This is a genomic window from Streptomyces sp. NPDC059009, assembly GCF_042740175.1.
Classification (GTDB): Bacteria; Actinomycetota; Actinomycetes; order Streptomycetales; family Streptomycetaceae; genus Streptomyces.
Genome location: NZ_JBHYJB010000004.1, coordinates 178,950 through 197,932, shown reverse-complemented (window position 1 = coordinate 197,932; position 18,983 = coordinate 178,950). Strand labels below are relative to the sequence as shown.

Genomic DNA, 18,983 nt, shown 5'->3' with positions numbered 1-18,983 from the left:
TGACCGGATCCGAGCGTGATCGCCGTTGTGTAACAGGCTTTAGATGTTGTCCCGTTACTGGCAGGCATTGGGGTCTTGCCGGTCATGAGTGGGGTGATTTCAGCAGATGATCCGAAGTGGGTCGAACGGTTCGTCGAGCTGAGCCCGGTGCAGTTCAACCGGATCGTCGCGCTGGTGCGGCGGGGTGGTGACATCCAACGGGGTTGGCCGTGGCGATTGCCGCTGGAAGACCGGGTGTTGCTGGTGGCTACGTACTGGCGCGTCCGCCCTGCCGACGCGGGGGTGTTCCGCGGGCGAAGACCCGCAGCGCCGAACTGGATCCGTGCTCCCCGCCGACGCGGGGGTGTTCCGCCGAACAGGGCAACCAGCACTGCCGCGGGGAGGTGCTCCCCGCCGACGCGGGGGTGTTCCGCTCGTTTCCACGATGGGCGACAGCCGCGCCAAGTGCTGCCCGCCGACGCGGGGGTGTTCCGGTCACCGTCTGCGACATCGACCGCGACGGCTAGTCCTCCCCGCCGATGCGGGGGTGTTCCGACCTTCCGGCGCCTGCCGTCCACCACCACCGTGTGCTCCCCGCCGACGCGGGGGTGTTCCGTGCTCGCGGATGCGTGCGGCGCAGCGGGGGACGTTCTCCCCGTCGGCGCGGGGGTGTTCCGGCCGTATCGGAGGCGACGAGCGGCACGGTGACGTGCTCCCCGTCGACGCGGGGGTGAGCTGGTGCCGATGCGGCCGCATATCGGGCAATCCTGGTTCCTTGCCGATGCGTGGGTGTTTCCGCTCCAGTTTCGGCGGCGGACTACCGGCGACCGGATAGCCGATGATCTCCGTACGAGATTGGTGAGGTCCCGGAGGCTGTGGGGTCAGCGAGCTGTGTGAGTGCATGCACCGCGGCGTCCATGCGGTCCGGTGAGCCCATACCAGCAATCCAGGTCACCATCTGCTGTTCGAGGATGGGCCACTCACCAACGTGGTGCACGCGCCCCTGCTCGTAGAGCTGGGCGATCGGCTCGGCCCGGAGTCTCTTGCCGCTCTTGGCGGTCACGGGCAGGATGGCAGGCATGAGCATGTTCTCGGTGCGCTGCTCGCGGGCGAGTTCTTGCCATGCCTGGTGGAGGATCTGGCTGCTCATGTCGCCGCCGAAGTTCGACTCGACGACGATAGCGTCGGCGCGAAGTTCGATGGCGAGCAGGCACGCTTCGCGGCCCCAGGCGTCGGCGCCCCGGTTTCCGGAGCGGTCGTCCAGGACATAGAGGCGACCATCGCGGTCGCGCGCGGCAGCCACGATGCCGGTCTCGTCGCCCACGGCGGACTCACCGCCGCAGGGTCGACGGCGACAACGATCCGGTCAGGTCGATGCCGCGGAACTGGGCCGCGGTGACACGCTTGTTGGTGATCCACGGCCACTGCCACACGCCGCCGTCCTGTGGGCGCGGCTGCTGCATGTACAGCGACCACCACACGCGTTCGCCCACCGAGCGGCGGATCTCAGCGAGTGCGTCAGTGTCGTACCGTTCGGGCCACAGAGGCGCGCCGACCGGACGGCCGAGGGCATCGTCGTCCGACAGGGCGAGGGCGGGCAGGTCGATGACGGTCCACCGATCGCCCCCATCGGCCAGAACTCGGCCGGCGAGGTCATCCTCGTCCCAGCGGGTCTGGATCAGGATGACCGAGCCGCCCGGTTCGATACGGGTCAGCAGAACGGCCTGCCACCGCTCCCACAGCCGTTTCCGCATCGTGGGGGAGGAGGCTTCGGCCGCGTCCTTGATCGGGTCATCGACCACCGCCAGGTGCGCGCCCTTGCCGGTGAGGCCGCCGCCGACACCGGCCATGACCGCACCGCCCGCGGTGCCGGTGAGGTCGAAGCGGTTGGCTGCGGATGAGCCGGGGCGCAGGCTGATGCCCAGCTGGGAGTGGTAGTTGAGGATCGCGTCGCGGATCCAGCGGCCGTGATCGTCAGCGAGGTCGGATGAGTAGCTGGCGATCATCACCCGGTACTCAGGGCGGCGCCGCAGGTACCAGAGTGGCGCCCATCTCGCCGCACGGCGGCTCTCGCCGTGCCGGGGCGGCATCGTGAGCAGCAGCCGGGTCGGCTTGCCCGCGGCGACTTGTTCGAAGGCGGCGTCGATCAGCCCCAGGTGTGGAGCCTGCATCTCCCGGCCGTCCGTGAGGACTGCGGCCATCGCGCCCGGCGATCGGTCCATCGCCAACTCCCGCTCGATCCTGATGAGTCGAGTGCCGAGTTGCGGGTTGGAGGCGGCGGCTATCTCACGGCGACGCTGGGCGGGAAGCGTCCGGTAGAGGTCGAGGACCGCCGCTTCGTCAGCCCTTCCCACCCTCGCCGCCGGCCAGGTGGATCAGGCGTTCCAGCTCCTCCAGGCCCGCGGTCTCGACCTGGACGGCGCCACCGTCCGGGCCGGACAGCTCCGTGCGCACGGGCCGGTCCAGGCCCAGGAGGCGGCTGCTGCGCTCGATGATGCGTACCGCGCGGTCGACGGCCTGGTAGCCGCCGTTGCGGATCGCGGCCCGGTAGACGCCGAAGAAGAGCCGCTCCAGGCGCTCCGCCATGGGATGGCGCAGCTCGTCGGCGCTGTCATCGAGAGCGGTGGTGCGCTCGGTGAGGGCCTTGGAGACGTCCTTGCAGGCGAGCTCGAGCAGCCGCTTGTCACCCGGGGGCTCTTGGCCGCGTTTGTACTTGTCGATGCCGTAACCCTGCGGGTAGGCGATGCCATCGGAGTTGATGGCGGGGTCGGCGGCGAGGTTGCGGCCGATCGTCAGCCAGTCGACGCCGGCCAACTTGATGGTCGATCGCATTAGCACGGCGCTGGGTGATGGCAGCCCGAGTAGCCGGGTTGGGGCGGCCCATGACACAACTCCCTGGACCCGCACCCACTCTCCATGCCCCGCACCGAAGCGGCGCGCGCACCCCGGGGTCGAGGTCGTGTGCCGTGACCGTGCCGGGGTCTATGCGAAGGGAGCGACAGCTGGGGCGCCTGATGCCCAACAAGTCGCCGACGGGTTTCGTTTGTGGATGAATCTGCGGGTAGTTCGTGGAGGAGCGCGTTGCTGCACATCGCTCCTGCCTCATATGGGCAGCGATGTGGACCACGTCGCCCGCCGACCACACCCGTTCCACCCGCACCACATCCAGGTGCGGAGGCACAGTTCGTCGGAGGTCGTCGCACTCGCTGACACTGCCGCTGTCCGTGACGGAGTGTCACCGGTGCACAGTGGCGCACCCCTGCATCACGGAAATCTTGCCGGGGCCACAAACCAAGTACGCGGACACCAGCACCGCCCCGGCCCGCGATGAGAGCCGCAGACGTGCGGAACATGCACGCTGTGGACGTCAGCACTGCTACCGCCCTCCCCCTGTCACGGTCGGCACTTTTGTGCCTCGGCCCTCGCTGAGGCTCCAGGTTTGCCAGACACTGCCGACCTCGTCCTTCACGGTCTGATCGAGGCATCGGACATCTCGGATTCAACCTGAGTACTGCGCGAACCAGCGCTCGAGTCCGTTCTGTTCGCACTCGTTGATATTGGCGCCGGTTTCTTTGTTGGCTGTGACGACCAGACTGGCCTAGTGCATGGCCGGTTTTGGCGGAAGCCACCCTGGTGTCAGCTACAGGCACACGGGTAGCTTCTGTTGCTCAAGTAAACCCTCGCCCCACCGGGAGCCGACCGTGAAGCGCCGAAAGTCGACGATCGTTGCCGCTGGCATCGTGGCCGCAGCCCTCGCCCTGACCGCGTGCGGCGGCGGTAGCGATGACAAGTCCAGTGACAAGGACAAGATCGCTGGGGCTGGTGACAGTGGGGGGAAGAAGTCGGCGTCGCCAACTGCGAGCTCCTCTGACGCGATCAAGCGGCCCGAGATGCGCCTCCCGAAGGACGTCAAGGAGACCTTCGCCAGCTGGAAGACAGGCGACGCGACAAAGGACGCGGTGCTCGCGGACGCCGGGCATGCACAGACGGCCGTCACCTATGCCATCACGAAGGGCAACGCAGACGAGCCAGCCTTGGGCTTCTACCAGGACGGCGACGCGCTCGTGGGCAGTGCACAGTGGGTCAAGTCGATCATCGACTCCGGGGCGACCTACTCCGGCACGGTGCGCTACTACGCGCCCAAGGTCTCGATGCTCGGCAAGGAGGCTGCCTCGGTCGTCTACTGCTCCGACGAGAGCAAGGCGTTCAACAAGAACCGCAAGACGAACAAGGTCACCAAAACCCCGGTCACCAAGAACTCCTACGTGACCTACAGCACCCGCCTGGACAAGAACGCAAAGGGCGTCTGGCAGACCACCAAGCTCGCATCAAAGCGGGGGGACAAGACATGCACACCGTAACGGCGGCCAGAAGATGGCTCGTTGTCGGAGCCATCACGAGTATCTGCGCGCTCATGCCCAACACGGCGATGGCCGAATGGGGCAAGCCAGGTGGCTCCAACGGTGGGGTCAAGCAGGAGAACAAGCGTGAGGGGAAGACCCTCGCTTCCCGCATCACCTTCAAGGGTGCGACGCAGGGCTCCGGCGGCAAGTCCGGGCGCATGGTGCCGGTGGGTAACTGGAGCCCGCCCGCCTGCTGGTATGAGCCCTACTCCGCGGACGAGTTCGCGACGGACACTGAGCGCGGGTACGACCTGGTCGCCAACGATCCCAAGCAGCCGAGCTACGCCCGCCGGTCCGTCTACGAGTTCCGGAACATCTATAAGGACGGCAAGTACAAGAACTACAACAAGGGCAAGGCCGACGAGGGTAGTTGGTGGGTGGCCCGGCGGGACGAGGACCGCTGGATGGAGGACGCGGCCCAGAAGTGCAACAAGCAGCCGTTCTGGGTCAAGAACGGCGAGCCGGCCGATGATCCGAACGCTGTGAACCCGGAGATCCTCGCCGAACTCGCCTACAACAAGATCAAGTTGCCCGACACCGAGGTGACCCTGGCGCCCAAGAACACGACCAAGGTCAATCTGCCGACCTGGGCCTGGCTGGACAAGGCGAAGTTCAAGAAGGTCTCTGTGACTGCAGCTCTGCATGCTCAGGGCGTCAACATCGAGGCAACCACCACCGCCAAGCCGGTATCGCTCAGGCTGGAGCCGGGCACGAAGGACGCCGAGACCTACCCGGCCTCCGGCGAATGTGTCATCAACGCGGACGACTCCATTGGAGAGCCATGGGCTCGGGGCAAGGGGAACCAGGAGCCTCCTTGCGGAGTCCGGTATCTGCGCGCCTCTAGCGGGGCGCCGTACAAGCTGAAGGCGACCATCATGTGGGAAGTCAGTTGGACCGGCACCGGGGTTGACGGGGCGCAGCCCATGCCGAACGGAGCGTTCGGAGCCGAGCAGAACGTCGTGGTTGAAGAGGTCCAAGCCATCAACCGGTGACCCAGCGCCAGATACCGGTATTCAAGGAACACCGCTAGCACGAGCACCACGGGGGATCGATTCATGTCGCACCGTCCAGCTGACTGGCACGTGCTCGACCTCGACAAGGACCCAACGCCCGGTGATCCGCAACGGGTTCGGAAGCTGGCAAAGAATCTCCACGACTTCGCGGACGATGTCGCCGGGGTGCTGCGGGACATCAAGGGGATGGCGGGCGATGACGCGATCCTGACCTGGGCGGGCAAGACGGCGGATTCCTTCACCGCTGAGTTCGAGGATGCCCCCGGTAAGCTGAAGAAGCTCAAGAAGTCCTACGAGATGGCCGGCGACGCTCTCGCGGACTACTGGCCGAAGCTGGAGCGTGCCCAGGCCCTGGCCGACAAGGCCCTCGCCAAAGGCCGTGAAGCACAAGGGGACTTGTCCTCAGCGAAGTCTAAGCTCTCCTCTGCCGACTCCTGGGTCGAGCGGGCGGGCAAGGAAGCCAAGAAGTACACGGACAAGGACCGTGGGGACAAGGGCGACGTCCCCAAGCCTGACGAGGACAAGGTCAAGGCTGCCACCCGCAACGCCCACGCCGCCGATAAGGCTCAGTCGGCCGCGAAGTCGGACGTGACCGATGCGCAGAACGCCCTCGATGCCGCCAAGAAGATGGCCGAGGACGCGCGCAAGATGCGCGAAGAGGCTGCTGGGGTCGCGAAGAAGAAGATCGATGAAGCCTCCGACGCGGGTATCCACAACCGCAAGTGGTGGGAGGAGATCGGGGACTGGGTCTCCGACAACTGGGACACCATCGTCGCTGCGTGCAAGGTCGTCGTCGCCGTCCTCGGCATCGTCGCGATGATCATCGGCGGGCCGATCCTGGGCACGATCGTCCTGGTCGCCGCCCTGGTCGTGCTCGCGGACACTCTCAACAAATACGCCAACGGGCAGGCGTCCCTCTGGGATGTGGGCTTCGCGGCCTTGGACTGCATCCCTGGCATGAAGGGTATGACGTCCCTGCGTGGTCTCGCCAAGGGCATGAAGGGCTTGAAGGGCCTCAAGGGTCTCAAAGCCATGGCCAATGGAGTGCGTGGGCTGGGCAAGTCGGCCCGGGGTGCTCTAAAGGACAGCCTCAAGGGCGCATTCAACCGCCTCAAGAACAAGATCAGGCCCAGCGGAGAGCCCGTAGACCCCGCTACGGGACAGATGTTCCTGGAAGCCACCGATATTTCATTGCCTGGCACACTGCCGTTCACTTTCACGAGGCGTATGGCATCGGGATACCGCACTGGCTCGTGGTTTGGCCCTACCTGGGCATCGACTCTCGACCAGCGGCTGGAGGTCGATGAGGAGGGAGTCGTCTTCGTCACCGAAGACGGCATGCTCCTTGCGTACCCCCATCCGACAGGTCCAGATGACCAGGTCTTCCCGGAGTCGGGCCCTCGTTGGCCGCTTACTCGGCTGGACAACGGTGGGTACCGCATCACGGAACCGATCAGTGGCCACAGCCGCCAATTCTCGGCACCAATAGGAGAGTTGGCGTTTCTGACACGCATTACCGATCGGAATCAGAACGCTATCGACTTCGAATACGATAGCGATGGCGCTCCGCTGTCCATCTGCCACTCGGGCGGATACCGCATAGCAGTGTCAGTTGACGGTGGTCTGGTCACGTCCTTGGTTCTCGCCGGTGCTGCTGACGATGGCTCCGACGTTACGGTTAAGCGATTCGGCTATACCGAAGGAAATCTCACTGCGGTCATCAACTCGTCGGGTCAGACCCTGCGGTTTGAATACGATGAGCGACTTCGTATTTCATCTTGGGAAGATAGCAATCGCAGCCGCTATGAATATTCGTATGACGACCAAGATCGGTGTATCAGCCAGAGCGGCATGGCGGGACACTTGGCGAACACTTTCACCTACGATGTCATCGCCCCCGCCTGGCCCGACTGCCGTATCACCGAGGTTACGACGGGCGAAGGCGCAACTTCGCGCTTCGTCATCGACAATCGCTGCCTGGTCGTAGCCGAAGTTGATCCCGTAGGAGGCACTCTCACCACGCTCTATGACGACAACGAGCACGTGGCTTCCCTGTCGGATCAACTCGGATACACCACGCATGTTGAGACCAATGAATTGGGTCAACCGCTGGAAGTGATCCGGCCTGACGGAGACGTCGTTCGCTACGAGTACAACGAGCTCAACCTGGCCACCGCAGTCCAACTGCCGAACGGTGCCTCTTGGCGGTACGCATACGACGAACGAGGCAACTGCACAGCTACAACCAGCCCGACCGGATCCACGACACGATTTGAGTACTCGCACTCCGGCCACCTCACTGCTGTTACCGATGGCCTAGGAAATACCACGCAAGTGCGGTGCGATCCAGCAGGACTTGCTGTCGCAACGACTGATCCGCAGGGAGTCACCGCTACCTTCGACAGGGATGGCTTTGGTCGACCTGTGTCGTTCACCGATGCCTCGGAGCAGGTAACTCACCTTCGCTGGACGGCTGAAGGGCAGCTTGCCTCACGGCAAGCAGCTGACGGTGAAACGGAATCATGGACCTTTGACGGCGAAGGTAACCGTCTTACCTACACAAATGCCTCTGGTGCTGTCACCCGCTATGAATACACTCACTTCGATCTTCTGTCGGCCCGCATCGAGCCTAGTGGCGTACGGTACGAGTTCAAGCATGACAGCCAGCTGAGACTCCGCGAGGTCGTCAACTCTCTTGGACTGACGTGGAATTACACGTACGACCGAGCGGGACGCCTCATTGAAGAGACTGACTTCGACGATCGAACTCTGAGCTACGAGTACGATGCAGCAGGCCGTTTGTCAGCACGCTACAACGCTCTGGGGCAGGTAACCGAATACGCGCGCGACTCTCTAGGTCGGATAACCCGTCAGGCCGCAGATGGCACAGTCAGTTCCTTCTCATACGACAGCTTCGGAAACCTACTTGAGGCTCGCGGGGCCGACGCGGTTCTGACCATCGAACGGAACGTAAGTGGTGCTCCTGTCGTCGAGACCACCAACGGCAGAAGTGTCCAGTACGAATACGACGCGGTAGGGCGCCTCACCAAGCGAGTCACACCGACCGGTGCGGTCAGCGAGTGGAACTATGACACGGCAGGACGTCGCACCGGGCTATCGCTCTCCGACCGCTCCATCACATTCGAGCTGGACCCCGTTGGAAGAGAGCTAGCCCGCTGCTATGCGGGCAACCTGACTCTGTCACACTCCTTCGACGAATCGGGACGACGCACAAACCAGTCCGTCCACACCCTGCATAATGGACAGACTGTTCAGCATCGCTCCTACAATTATCGCGCCGACGGCAGCCTCACCAGCTGCAGCGATCTGTTGGCCGGCACGAGTCATTTCGACCTCGACGAAGCAGGGCGAGTAACTGAAGTCCGTGCATCAAACTGGACTGAACGCTATGCCTACGACGAAGAAGGCAACCAGACTGACGCTGCTTGGCCTACTGCGCTAGATGGGCAGGAAGCGGTTGGACCCCGAACTTACGCGGGAACGCAAATTACGCGCGCGGGTAGTGTTCGATACGAGCACGATGCTCAAGGGCGAGTCGTAGTTCGACGGAAGGTTCGACTCTCGCGTCGGCCGGACACATGGCGTTATGAGTGGGATGCAGATGACCGCCTGACATCTGTACAGACGCCCGACGGGACTAAGTGGCGATACCTCTATGACCCAACCGGGCGGCGCATAGCCAAGCAGAGGCTCGGGGAAGATCGACAGTCGGTCGTCGAGCAAACAGACTTCGTGTGGTCAGGGTCCACGCTCTGTGAGCAGACCACCTGGTCACCAGGCCGCCAAGAATGCGTGACCCTCACCTGGGATCACCAAGGGCTGCACCCCATCGCTCAATTGGAGCGAGTCGCCACCGTAGATGCCCCGCAGGAAGAGATCGATTCACGATTCTTCGCTATCGTCACTGACCTCGTCGGAACACCGACGGAGCTGGTCGGTGAAGAGGGGGAAATAGCATGGCGGACTCGATCAACCTTGTGGGGAAAAACTGCTTGGAATTCATCAGCCACAGCGTATACTCCCCTTCGCTTTCCGGGGCAGTACTTCGACCCGGAAACGGGCCTGCACTACAACTACTTCCGTCACTATGATCCAGAGTCGGCCCGCTACGTTACGCCCGATCCCTTGGGCCTGGCGCCCACCCCGAACCCCTCCACCTACGTCGCACGCCCCCAAGTAACCTGTGATCCGTACGGTCTGGCTCCGTATGATGCAATGCCGGCGGGATCGCCAGGTGGTGCACCGAGCTTCGTGGTGGATGGGGCAGGGAATGTTCAGGACGTCCGAGGCTTGGGGCGCCCTGACGGCGACTTCGTACTCAGTGGACACGGCGGAATCGCGCCAGGTGATACATCGGTAGCTACAATCCCCGAAGGGACGTGCCTCTCATTTTACAGTAACCACGGAGAGCCTATTAGTGACGCGCTGGGGAATCGAATAGAGACAGGTTCACCGAATCCGGTGGCCGTGCACGGCCCCGGATCGCAAGTGCCTGATTACGAACTACACCCGCCTGATGGTCTAAATATTCAAGGAATGCCGAGGAACCTCACCGTGACGCAGCCGACTCGGCTTTCGGAGCTTCTTAGGCCGAACATGGGAACCGTTCACTGGGCCGCCTGCAGGTCCGTCAGCTAAAAGAGGAACGATGACTGCCTACGACGACATGTCCACCTACCAGTATGCCCCGGATACCGTCCCCTCCGGAACCGTTGCGCTTAACGTCGGATGGCTGGAGCGCGATACGGCGTTTCAGGTGGGGGAAACTCCGGCGGGGTTCTTGGAATCGTTGCTTCGCGTGACGCGAGATTACCCCGCGGCCAAGATGCGTGGGTGGCACAGGTGTTCACTTCCGCACGAGAATGATGAAGCCGCTTACCCATATAGGGTGCGGTTGGCTGATGTGCATATCGCTTTGGGAGGGGCGGAAGTGAGGGTATACACCCCAGAAGGGAAGCTGCTAAGTGCGCCTGATCTGGTTTATCACTATGTGAAGGATCATAACTACCTTCCGCCTGAAGAGTTCATCGAGGCGGTCCTGTCCGAGAGAGTCCAGTCGCGATGAGCTATGCGTGAAGATGACGGTGGTCATGCGGGCCTGACTTTAAGTGGGTCCTGTCTCCTGAGAGGAGAATCTCTGGCTGTGGGAGACGCGGCCAGCGGTGGATAGGCCCCGGTGATCGGGGTGGTCGGACGCAAGGTGACGCCCATCCGGTGCAACGCTCACCTGGCGTCCAGGAGCCCATGGCTACTCCGAGAAGAAGGATCATCGACCGCAGCATCGGTTGGCTCATGTACCACCGCCGTCTCGCCTGCGACTGTGAGTAACACCCGCACCGATCCGCAGCCGTGACCCCAATCGCGATGATTGCCCTCCTGGTCTGTAGCGTCACCGGTGAGCGACCCTGCACTGGCGCGGTACTTGGCATATCGGGATCTGATGCGAACAGCAAGCTAAACGCTCAGTCAGGAATCGCCAGTGCCGATGCGGGGGAGGCGCCGCTCAGGGAGAAGGATGCCCGAGGCCCTGGTGCGGCGGCTGCCCCGTTGTGTTGAGGGGCGCGGTGCATCGGTTGAGCAGGGTCGACAGGATCGTGTGGACGTGCTCCACACCGAGCGGGGACAGCGCCAACTCGTGCTCGGCCTTTCGGGGCAGGCAATGGTGAGGGGCGAGCAGAATGCGGACGCCGACATCCTGCCGGTCGAGGGCGGGGCTGCTGGCATCTTGAGGGACTTCGTGCGCGTACGGCATGGCGACGCGAATTTGGTCGCCCCCGTTCTGCTTGGCCTGACGTAGTGCTCCGTCAGAGTCGAGGAGGAGCTCGGACAGCGCATCGGAGGCTAAGCAGGTGGAGGCGGCGAGGCCCATGGAGATCGTCTGGCCGGTGAGGGTGACCGTGGCGTCTCGCTGCGTGCGCGCCCGGATGGAGAGGCGGCGTACCTGGTCGCGCATGCTCTGGGCGGCGACGAGGGCTTGGTTGAGGTCGGCGTCGGGCAAGAGGATGAGGAACTCGTCGCCGGCGCAGCCCCCGTAGCGTCCCACGAGGCCGGTGGGGCCGCTCTCGTGGCGGATCACCGAGGCGATGGCGTGGAGAACCGCGTCGCCGGCCGGGTGCCCGTAGCAGTCGTTGACGCTCTTGAAGCGGTCGACGTCGGCGAGGATCAGAGCGAGAGACTGCCGGGCGCGGCACGCCTGGGTGAGGACGTGTGTGGCCCGCTGGTCCCAGATCCGTCGATAGAGAGTCCCTGTTACCGCGTCGGTGAATGATCCACCGCAGGTGGTACAGGTCGTAGCAGCTCTGGTGTGGGGGCTTGCGGCGCTATGCGCGGGGGACCCTGCTCCAGGAGGTCCGGCCTCACCGTGGGGGAGTTGGACAGGGCTTCGACCGGGTTCCTGGAGCAGGGAGCTTGCTGGTGCGGGCAGGACCCGCTGCATGGGGCTGGGGAAGGGCGGTTGCAGTGTCATGCTCAACGTCCCCTCATGAATTCGGGCGCGCGGTCCAAGGGGTGCCGCGGGCGCAGTCGAGGCGCATGCGTGCGGTGCTGAACCATGAGCGGCGCGTCGGAGTGCGCCGGCGCATGTACCACTACTCCCGTCCCTCACTCTCAGCGCAAGGTGGGCAGTCGGTCCAACTTCACTGGCAGTACGTGAACTGGCCGATTTTTTACTGAGCGTGTGGAGACGTGCGGTGGCGATAGCGCTTCGTGTGCCTGGGGCGGGATCGGCTCAAGTGGGGCAGTAAGCCCAGGCTGAGCAGCTGATGCCTGGACTCCGACGTGCCAGGCGGTTGGAGGGTGATCGCTGTGGCACTTCCGGTCGAAGCCACCACCGGGGTGCTGGGCTTGCTGCGAACGGCGTCCCTCATGGAAGCGGGCCCCGCATCGGAATGCGCTCGTCGAGGAATCGGCCAACTTCCTGTACTGCCACGGAAGTTGGACCGACTGCCCATCTTGCGCTGAGGGTGAGGAGCGGGAGTAGTGATGGACGCGTCGACGCGCTCGGAGGCGTCGGCTGAGGTCCAGCACCGTTCATGAGGGGGCGTGGCCGCGATGTTCGTAGCAAGGCGGGAGTATGGCGCGCTGTCTGTCGCGTGGAGTGGAGTGTGCGCTGCGCTGCTCCTTGCGTTGGCCGGGTGCAGCGCGTCGTCCTCGCCTCGAGGTGAGGGAGCGGACGCGGCTGACAGCTCGCGCACCGCGCATTCCTCGGCCGTCGGGTCAACGTCGCGTGCTGACGCCGCACGACAGCGCGCCACCGCGGCGTACCTGGGAATGTGGCGCGAGATGGCCCAGGCTGCCACCACCTCGAACTGGAAGTCCCCGCGGCTTGCCCGGTACGCCACTGGTGGGGCCCTGAGTGCGATGTCCCGCAGCCTGTACGCCGATCATTACAACGGGCTCGTCAGCAAGGGCCGACCGGAGAACCATCCCAGGGTCGCCGTACTGGATCCGCCGTCCGCCCCAACGGTGATCCTGATCAAGGATTGCGGCGACTCGACGCACTGGCTGAAGTACCGCGGAACGAGCGGGGAGTTGGCCAATGAGAAGCCGGGCGGCCGGCGCGCGATCACTGCTGAAGTGAAGCGGCAGACCGATGGTTCCTGGCGCGTCAGCCGGTTCGCCGTGAAGGGGCTTGGGTCATGCTGAGGCGTGCGGCACTTGTCGTTGTGATCACGTGCGCGGCCGTGGGGAGCGGAACGGTTCCCGCCCTGGCGGACGACGGCTGGTACTTCCTGGACTGTGAGCAGGATCCCGCCCCGGGATGCGATGTGGGGGCCGGGAAGGGCGGCGGCGGTGCGGACCGCGCTCCTCGCGGTGGCGGGCGCGAGGCGAGGCCGCCGGAGTCTGGTGACAGAGGCCCGGGGCGCGGAGGGGGAGGCCGCACTGCGCGGTCTGATCCGAAGTCTCCACAGTGTGCGTACAAGCGCAGCGACTACGAGCCGCCCGCCCCGGTGGTCGACGCCGCGTACCGCGGACAGGAGGGGAGGGCGGGCGCGCTGGTGGTGCCCGCCGTATTCGCCGGGCGGCTTGGGCCCGGAGGCGCGGCGCCGGCGGCCGATCCCGAGCCCGGGGAGAAGGGGGCCTGGTACCTCTACAAGTGTTCGGGCAACGGCGTCCGGGACGCGTTCTACCGCCCTCCGGTGTGGATGCCTGATGCGCCGCAAGGCCGTGGTGGGGGTGGTGCGGCGCCTGCTCCGGCTCCGACTGAGGTGGCGGAGCGGGCGCGAGACCAACTGCGGTTGCCCACACCGGACATCGAGACAAACCCACCCGGGGTGCAACTGGTGAACCTCCCCACGTGGCTGTGGCTCGACCGCGGGGCCTGGCAGCCGAGAACGGCAACAGCCTCAGTACCGGGCGTTTCGGTGACGGCCGTGGCGCGGCCGAAGAAGGCCATCTGGGCGTTGGGAGACGGCAGTTCGGTGACGTGCAAAGGGCCAGGGGCTCCGTACGTGGCCACGGCGCATCCGAGGCAGCCGTCGCCCGACTGCGGGCACACCTATCGGGCTCCATCCGCCGGGCGGCAGGGGAGCTCCTACACGGTCTCGGTGACGGTGCGTTGGTCGGTCTCGTGGTCCGGGGGCGGGGAGAGCGGGACGCTGCCGGCGCTGACCACGACCGTCGAGGGCGCGTTGCAGGTGGCCGAGAGCCAGGCACTGAACCACAACGGGCGGTGAAAAGGGACATGGAGAGGGGCGGCTGGGGATGAGTACACGCGTACGTCCCCGCGAGGGGGCCGGAGGGAAGGCGGAGACCCCTCGTGGGGCGGGACGAAGTGGCCCGCGCTCGCCCGTCCGCGTAGGCAGTGCGGCCCGGCGGCGACGGATTCCGTACTTGTTGGTCGGGACGCTGCTGGTGCTCGGCTGCGTTACGGGTGGAGTGCTGGTCGCGGCACGGCTGGGGGACCGGGAGAGCGTCCTGGAGCTCGCCCGGCCGGTTTCCGCGGGGCAGCGGCTTGAAGCCCGCGATCTGCGGGAGGTCAGCCTGTCGACGGACAGTGGGCTCGAAGCGGTGTCCGCTCGGTCGCTCGATGCGGTGCGCGGGCGGGTCATGGCCTACAGCCTGCCCGCCGGGGCGTTGCTGACCGAGCGTGTGCTGGGCAGTCCGAAGACTCCTCCGCGCGGACAGGCCAACGCCGCCGTGGGCTTGAGGGCGGGGCAGTTCCCTACAGGGCTACAGCCCGGCCTGCGCGTCAACGTTGTCGAAGTCCCGGACCCCGATGCCGCGGGCGGCCGATCGGCGGGAGAAGACACAGGGGAGAGGGCGTCTTGGAGCGCGACGGTCGTCGACGTACGACCTGCGCAGGAAGACCAACTGACCGTGCTCACGCTTCTGTTGGGCGAGCGCGACGCCCGCCAGCTGGCCGCCGTTCCTGACGGAGCGGTCCGTATTCTCGCAGTGCACGGAGGTGGCGGGCGATGACCTTGCTGGCGCTGTGCAGCCTGAAGGGCTCGCCCGGGGTGACGACGACGGCGCTGGGCCTCGCCGAGCACTGGCCGACCGGACATCAGCCTGTGGTCGTGGAGTGTGATCCGGCGGGCGGGGACCTGCTCGCCCGCTTCCGTCTCTCGCTCTCTCCAGGACTGGTGAGTCTTGCCGCCGCAGCGCGACGTGACACGGAGCCCGGATTGGTGTGGCGGCACATCCAGAAACTCCCCGGAGGGCTGGCAGTGGTGGCCGGGCCGCCCGCGGCCGAGCAGGCGCGAGCCGCGCTGGCCCAACTCACCAGCAGCGAGACGACGACGTTCAGGCGGGCCGCGGACCAGAAGGGTGCGGTGGTCCTCGCGGACTGCGGCCGCATCGACGCGTCCGCTCCGGCGATGCGGGTGCTGCGCCAGGCCGATGTCCTGCTGCTCCTCGCACGGGCCCGAGACGACGCCGTCGCGCGCGTGGCCTCGATGGTGGACGCAGTGCAGGAGTGGTCGCCCGAGCCGCGCTTCGTGCTGGTCGGTGACGGCTACCGGTCGCACGACGTGGCCCGTGAACTGGGCATCGAGGTGCTGGCCAGGCTTCCCGAGGACCCCTTCGGCGCGGCCGCTCTGAGAGGGGTGGGCCGGCGGCGCGCCACGCCCGCGCGCTCGGCGCTCGGCAAGGCGTTGACGGTGCTGGCGTCGCAGCTCGCCGACAACGGGGGCGGAGGGTCCGCAGAACCCAGCGCATCTACTGGACCCGCCGCCCGCAAAGGCCACTTGAAGCTGCCAGCGCGTGAGGGCTCCGCAGGGCACGGCAACGGGGCAGCACGATGACGGGACGTTCGGAGGGAACCTCCCCGTCTCCCGACCCCGTCGCGGCCCCGGCCCGCCCCCTTGACGGAGTGCCCGCGGTCGCCGGTGCCCCGGGCGATCGCGGGCACTCTCTCGTACCGGGTCTGAGAGCAGGGTCGTACGAGGACGCCCGAACCGGGCGGCTCCGACGACGCCTGCGCCACGAGCTGTCGACACGCCTCGCCGAGCACATCCGCGCCAACGAGGCTGCAGGGAAAGTCTCTTGGACCGAGGACGAGCGACGTGCCGAAGCATCGGCGATCCTCGCCGATGCCGCAGAGGAACACGCCAGGGAGCAGCTGGCGAGCGGTGGCCACGTCGTGCCGCCCCACGTCGAGCAGCAGGTGATCGCGGCGGTGCTGGACGAGGTCTTCGGCCTGGCCGGACTCGAGCCGCTGCTGCGGGACCCGGACATCGAGAACATCAACATCAATGGCGACCGCGTCTTCGTCCGGCGCTCGGACGGGCGCCGCGAGCGGCTGCCCGCCGTCGTGGCGTCGGACGCCGAGCTAGTCCAACTCATCAGGGACCTCGCCGCGCGCTCGGGAGTGGAGGAGCGCCGCTTCGATCGAGGGAGCCCCGGCGTCAGCTTCCAACTACCGGGTGGAGAGCGGGTCTTCGCGGCCATGGCCGTCACCGCCCGCCCGTCGGTGTCGATCCGTCGCCACCGATACAAGAGCGTCTCACTCGCCGAGCTGCGCAGGCTGGGCACCTTCGACCGCGAGCTGGAGGCGTTCCTCGGCGCGACCGTCAAGGCTCGTAAGAACGTTCTTGTCACCGGAGGCACTGCGATCGGCAAGACCACCCTGCTGCGTGCGCTGGCCAGCGAGATCCCACCTTGGGAACGCCTGATCACCATCGAGGATGTCTTCGAGCTCGGCCTGGACGCCGACATCGACGTCCATCCCGATGTGGTGGCGATGCAGGCCCGCGAGGCCAACATCGAGGGCCAAGGCGCCATCAGCCAGGCCGAGTTGGTGCGGTGGGCGCTGCGCATGTCGCCGGACCGGGTCATCGTCGGCGAGGTCCGCGGGCCCGAAGTGATTCCGATGTGCAATGCGATGAGCCAAGGCAACGACGGCTCCATGGGCACCCTGCACGCCTCCACCAGCCGGGGCGCGTTCACCCGGCTCGCCGCATACGCCGTCCAGGGGCCCGAACGACTCCCGCTGGACGCCACGAACCTCCTCGTCGCCTCGGCCTTGGACTTCGTCGTCCACCTGGAGCGGCCGCGCGGCGAGCCCGGCAAGCGTGTCGTGTCCTCCGTGCGGGAAGTGATCGACGCCGACGGGCAGCAGATCGTCTCCAACGAGGTGTACCGGCCAGGGACGGACCTGCGGGCGGTCCCCGGAGTGCCGCTGCGTGCCGAGACCTTGGACGACCTGGTGATCGCGGGCTTCGATCCGGAGCGCTGGGCGCGTACCGGCTCGGGTCACAGTGACCAAGGGGGCCCCTGATGAACGCGTACACGCTGCTGTCTGCGTTGTGTGGGCTGGGCCTGGCGGCCGGGCTCCTTCTCGTCGTGAGGGGTTGGCACGGAGGACTGACGGGACCGACGGCGCCGTCGTCTGCGCGCGACAACCGGTGGCGGCGGGCACGGCGGGAGCACGCGCGCCGCTGGCTGATGGGCTCGGGGACCGCGGGCCTGCTCGTCGGGTTGTTCACCGGCTGGGCCGTGGGAGGGCTGCTCGCCGCGATGGCGACCTGGTGCCTGCCGGGGCTGCTTGGCATGGGAACGCTCGAGCGGCAGCACGTTTCCCGCATCGAAGGGGTCGCCGGGTGGAGTGAGATGCTGAGGGACACCCTGTCCGCGGCCGCGGGTCTGGAGCAGGCCGTCATGGCCACCGCGCGTGCCGCGCCGAAGGCCATACGTCCCCAGATTCAGGCGCTCGCAGCCCGCCTGGAACGCGGCGAACGCCTTACGCCCGCACTGCGGAGACTGGCGGGCGACCTGGACGATCCGACAGCCGATCTCGTCGTGGTCGCGCTCATCCTGGCCTCGCAGCACCAGGCCCGCCACCTCGCCCCACTGCTCGGCGAACTCGCGACCACCGCGCGCACCCAGGTCGCCTTGCGACAGCGCATCGACGCCGCCCGGGCCCGCACCCGCACGACCGTGCGCGTCGTCGTCACCACCACGCTGTCCTTCGCGGGCGGCCTCATGCTGCTCAACCCGGACTTCCTCAGCCCCTATGACTCCCTCACCGGCCAACTCGTCCTTCTGCTCATCGGCGCGCTGTTCACCTGCGCCTTCGCCTGGCTGCGGCGGCTGGCCCGGGTGGAGGGTCCAGAACGTTTCCTGCGATGCGATGAGGACCCCGGTGCTCGGGGCCCTGCAGCGGCGGTACGACAGGAGGTGTCTCCGTGACGGCGATCGTGCTGCTCGCCATCGGTGTCGGTCTGGGGCTGTGGGCCCTTGCCATGTGGCTCGTACCGCCACGTCCGCCGCTGTCCGAGCTCCTCGACAGGCTGGTGAACGCCCCACCGCAGCCCCAACCCCTGATGATCCCGCCCGGGAAAGACAGCGCAGGCAAGTGGGCGGCCCGCGTTGGTGCCCCCTTCACTTCCCTGCTGCGCTCCTTCGGACTACCGCACCAAGGCGTCGAGAAGGACCTGGCCATCACCGAGCGGTCGGCCGACACACACCTCGCGGAGCAGGCAGCACTGGCCCTGATCGGCCTGATCCTGCCCGTGACCGTCGAGTCGGTGCTCGTCATCGGTGGACGACCGCTCCCGTGGGCCCTACCTGTGGCCCTCTCCCTCGGTCTCGCGGTGGGCGGCCTTCTGCTGCCCGGTCTGGTCCTACGAGAAGAAGCGCGCCGCCGCCGCGCCGCCTTCCGCCACGCACTCAGTTCCTACCTGAACCTCATCCACATCCTGCTCGCCGGAGGTGCCGGCGTGGACGCCGCCCTGCACGACGCCGCTGCCACCGGACACGGGTGGGCGTTCCGCCAGCTGCGCCACAGTCTCAACACCGCGCGGCTCACACGCAGGTCACCGTGGACCACGCTCGGGCAGCTCGGCGAGGAACTGGACATCAGTGAGCTGACAGAGTTGGCTGCCGCACTCTCCCTGGCCGGCGCGGAGGGCTCCAAGATCCGGGCCTCGCTGGCGGCCAAGGCCGCCGCCATGCGCACGCGAGACGCGGCGGAGGCCGAAGGCGACGCCAACGCGGCTACAGAGCGGATGGCGCTGCCCGGCGTCCTCATGGCCTTCGGCTTCGTCCTCTTCGTGTTCTTTCCCGCACTCACCCAGATCACCGCCTCGCTATGACAGCGCGACGAAGGCAACGAAGCCGAGAGGAG

General features: G+C 66.3%; 14 protein-coding genes, 1 pseudogene and 1 CRISPR repeat array. Of the genes and pseudogenes, 11 read left to right on the top strand and 4 right to left on the bottom strand.

What is annotated here, in order from left to right; translation table 11 throughout:
- Nucleotides 1-84 precede the first annotated feature (84 nt).
- Nucleotides 85-261: pseudogene (locus ACFWYM_RS06040) on the top strand (IS5/IS1182 family transposase); the annotation flags it as partial.
- 3 nt (nt 262-264) lie between these two features.
- Nucleotides 265-717: a CRISPR direct-repeat array (repeat unit 26 nt; unit sequence CTCCCCGCCGACGCGGGGGTGTTCCG).
- A 79-nt stretch (nt 718-796) separates the two neighbouring features.
- Here ACFWYM_RS06040 and ACFWYM_RS06035 read toward each other — a convergent pair.
- Genes ACFWYM_RS06035 through ACFWYM_RS06025 form a run of 3 tightly spaced genes read right to left on the bottom strand, consistent with a single transcriptional unit; the run spans nt 797 to nt 2,811 of the window.
- Nucleotides 797-1,303, bottom strand: a complete 507-nt coding sequence (locus tag ACFWYM_RS06035; protein ID WP_384830615.1) for a hypothetical protein — start codon at nt 1,301-1,303, stop codon at nt 797-799.
- A gap of 7 nt (nt 1,304-1,310) precedes the next feature.
- Nucleotides 1,311-2,333, bottom strand: coding sequence for a terminase large subunit domain-containing protein (locus ACFWYM_RS06030; protein WP_384830612.1), 1,023 nt, complete (start codon nt 2,331-2,333; stop codon nt 1,311-1,313).
- Nucleotides 2,320-2,811: a hypothetical protein gene (locus ACFWYM_RS06025; protein ID WP_384830609.1), complete on the bottom strand. Its 492-nt coding sequence runs from the start codon at nt 2,809-2,811 to the stop codon at nt 2,320-2,322. The genes ACFWYM_RS06030 and ACFWYM_RS06025 overlap by 14 nt, the downstream gene beginning before the upstream one ends.
- 869 nt (nt 2,812-3,680) lie before the next feature.
- Between ACFWYM_RS06025 and ACFWYM_RS06020 the strand changes: the two genes are divergently transcribed.
- The 4 genes from ACFWYM_RS06020 (at nt 3,681) to ACFWYM_RS06005 (ending at nt 10,481) form a co-directional block, all read left to right on the top strand.
- On the top strand, nt 3,681-4,340 hold the full coding sequence (locus ACFWYM_RS06020) for a hypothetical protein (protein WP_384830606.1): 660 nt from the start codon (nt 3,681-3,683) through the stop codon (nt 4,338-4,340).
- A complete protein-coding gene (locus ACFWYM_RS06015) occupies nt 4,328-5,374 on the top strand; it encodes a hypothetical protein (protein WP_384830605.1) in 1,047 nt (348 codons plus the stop codon). Before ACFWYM_RS06020 ends, ACFWYM_RS06015 begins: the two co-directional genes overlap by 13 nt.
- A gap of 63 nt (nt 5,375-5,437) precedes the next feature.
- Nucleotides 5,438-10,054 carry a putative adhesin gene (locus ACFWYM_RS06010; RefSeq protein ID WP_384830602.1) on the top strand — a complete coding sequence of 1,539 codons (4,617 nt, stop codon included), beginning with the start codon at nt 5,438-5,440 and terminating at the stop codon, nt 10,052-10,054.
- 10 nt (nt 10,055-10,064) lie between these two features.
- The gene (locus ACFWYM_RS06005; RefSeq protein WP_384830599.1) at nt 10,065-10,481 is read left to right on the top strand and encodes a hypothetical protein; all 417 of its coding nucleotides are present in this window, start codon (nt 10,065-10,067) and stop codon (nt 10,479-10,481) included.
- A gap of 438 nt (nt 10,482-10,919) precedes the next feature.
- Here ACFWYM_RS06005 and ACFWYM_RS06000 read toward each other — a convergent pair whose 3' ends face one another.
- Nucleotides 10,920-11,852: a GGDEF domain-containing protein gene (locus tag ACFWYM_RS06000; RefSeq protein WP_384830839.1), complete on the bottom strand. Its 933-nt coding sequence runs from the start codon at nt 11,850-11,852 to the stop codon at nt 10,920-10,922.
- 923 nt (nt 11,853-12,775) lie between these two features.
- On the opposite strand from ACFWYM_RS06000, the gene ACFWYM_RS05995 reads away from it, so the two are divergent.
- The 6 genes from ACFWYM_RS05995 (at nt 12,776) to ACFWYM_RS05970 (ending at nt 18,951) form a co-directional block, all read left to right on the top strand.
- Complete coding sequence (locus ACFWYM_RS05995) at nt 12,776-13,060, top strand: hypothetical protein (protein WP_384830596.1); 285 nt, start codon at nt 12,776-12,778, stop codon at nt 13,058-13,060.
- A 1,188-nt stretch (nt 13,061-14,248) separates the two neighbouring features.
- Nucleotides 14,249-14,836 carry an SAF domain-containing protein gene (locus tag ACFWYM_RS05990; RefSeq protein ID WP_384830593.1) on the top strand — a complete coding sequence of 196 codons (588 nt, stop codon included), beginning with the start codon at nt 14,249-14,251 and terminating at the stop codon, nt 14,834-14,836.
- Nucleotides 14,833-15,660, top strand: a complete 828-nt coding sequence (locus ACFWYM_RS05985) for a MinD/ParA family protein (RefSeq protein WP_384830590.1) — start codon at nt 14,833-14,835, stop codon at nt 15,658-15,660. The genes ACFWYM_RS05990 and ACFWYM_RS05985 overlap by 4 nt, the downstream gene beginning before the upstream one ends.
- Complete coding sequence (locus ACFWYM_RS05980) at nt 15,657-17,135, top strand: CpaF family protein (protein ID WP_384830588.1); 1,479 nt, start codon at nt 15,657-15,659, stop codon at nt 17,133-17,135. Before ACFWYM_RS05985 ends, ACFWYM_RS05980 begins: the two co-directional genes overlap by 4 nt.
- Complete coding sequence (locus ACFWYM_RS05975; protein ID WP_384830585.1) at nt 17,135-18,046, top strand: type II secretion system F family protein; 912 nt, start codon at nt 17,135-17,137, stop codon at nt 18,044-18,046. The genes ACFWYM_RS05980 and ACFWYM_RS05975 overlap by 1 nt, the downstream gene beginning before the upstream one ends.
- A complete protein-coding gene (locus ACFWYM_RS05970; protein WP_384830583.1) occupies nt 18,043-18,951 on the top strand; it encodes a type II secretion system F family protein in 909 nt (302 codons plus the stop codon). Before ACFWYM_RS05975 ends, ACFWYM_RS05970 begins: the two co-directional genes overlap by 4 nt.
- Nucleotides 18,952-18,983 lie beyond the last annotated feature (32 nt).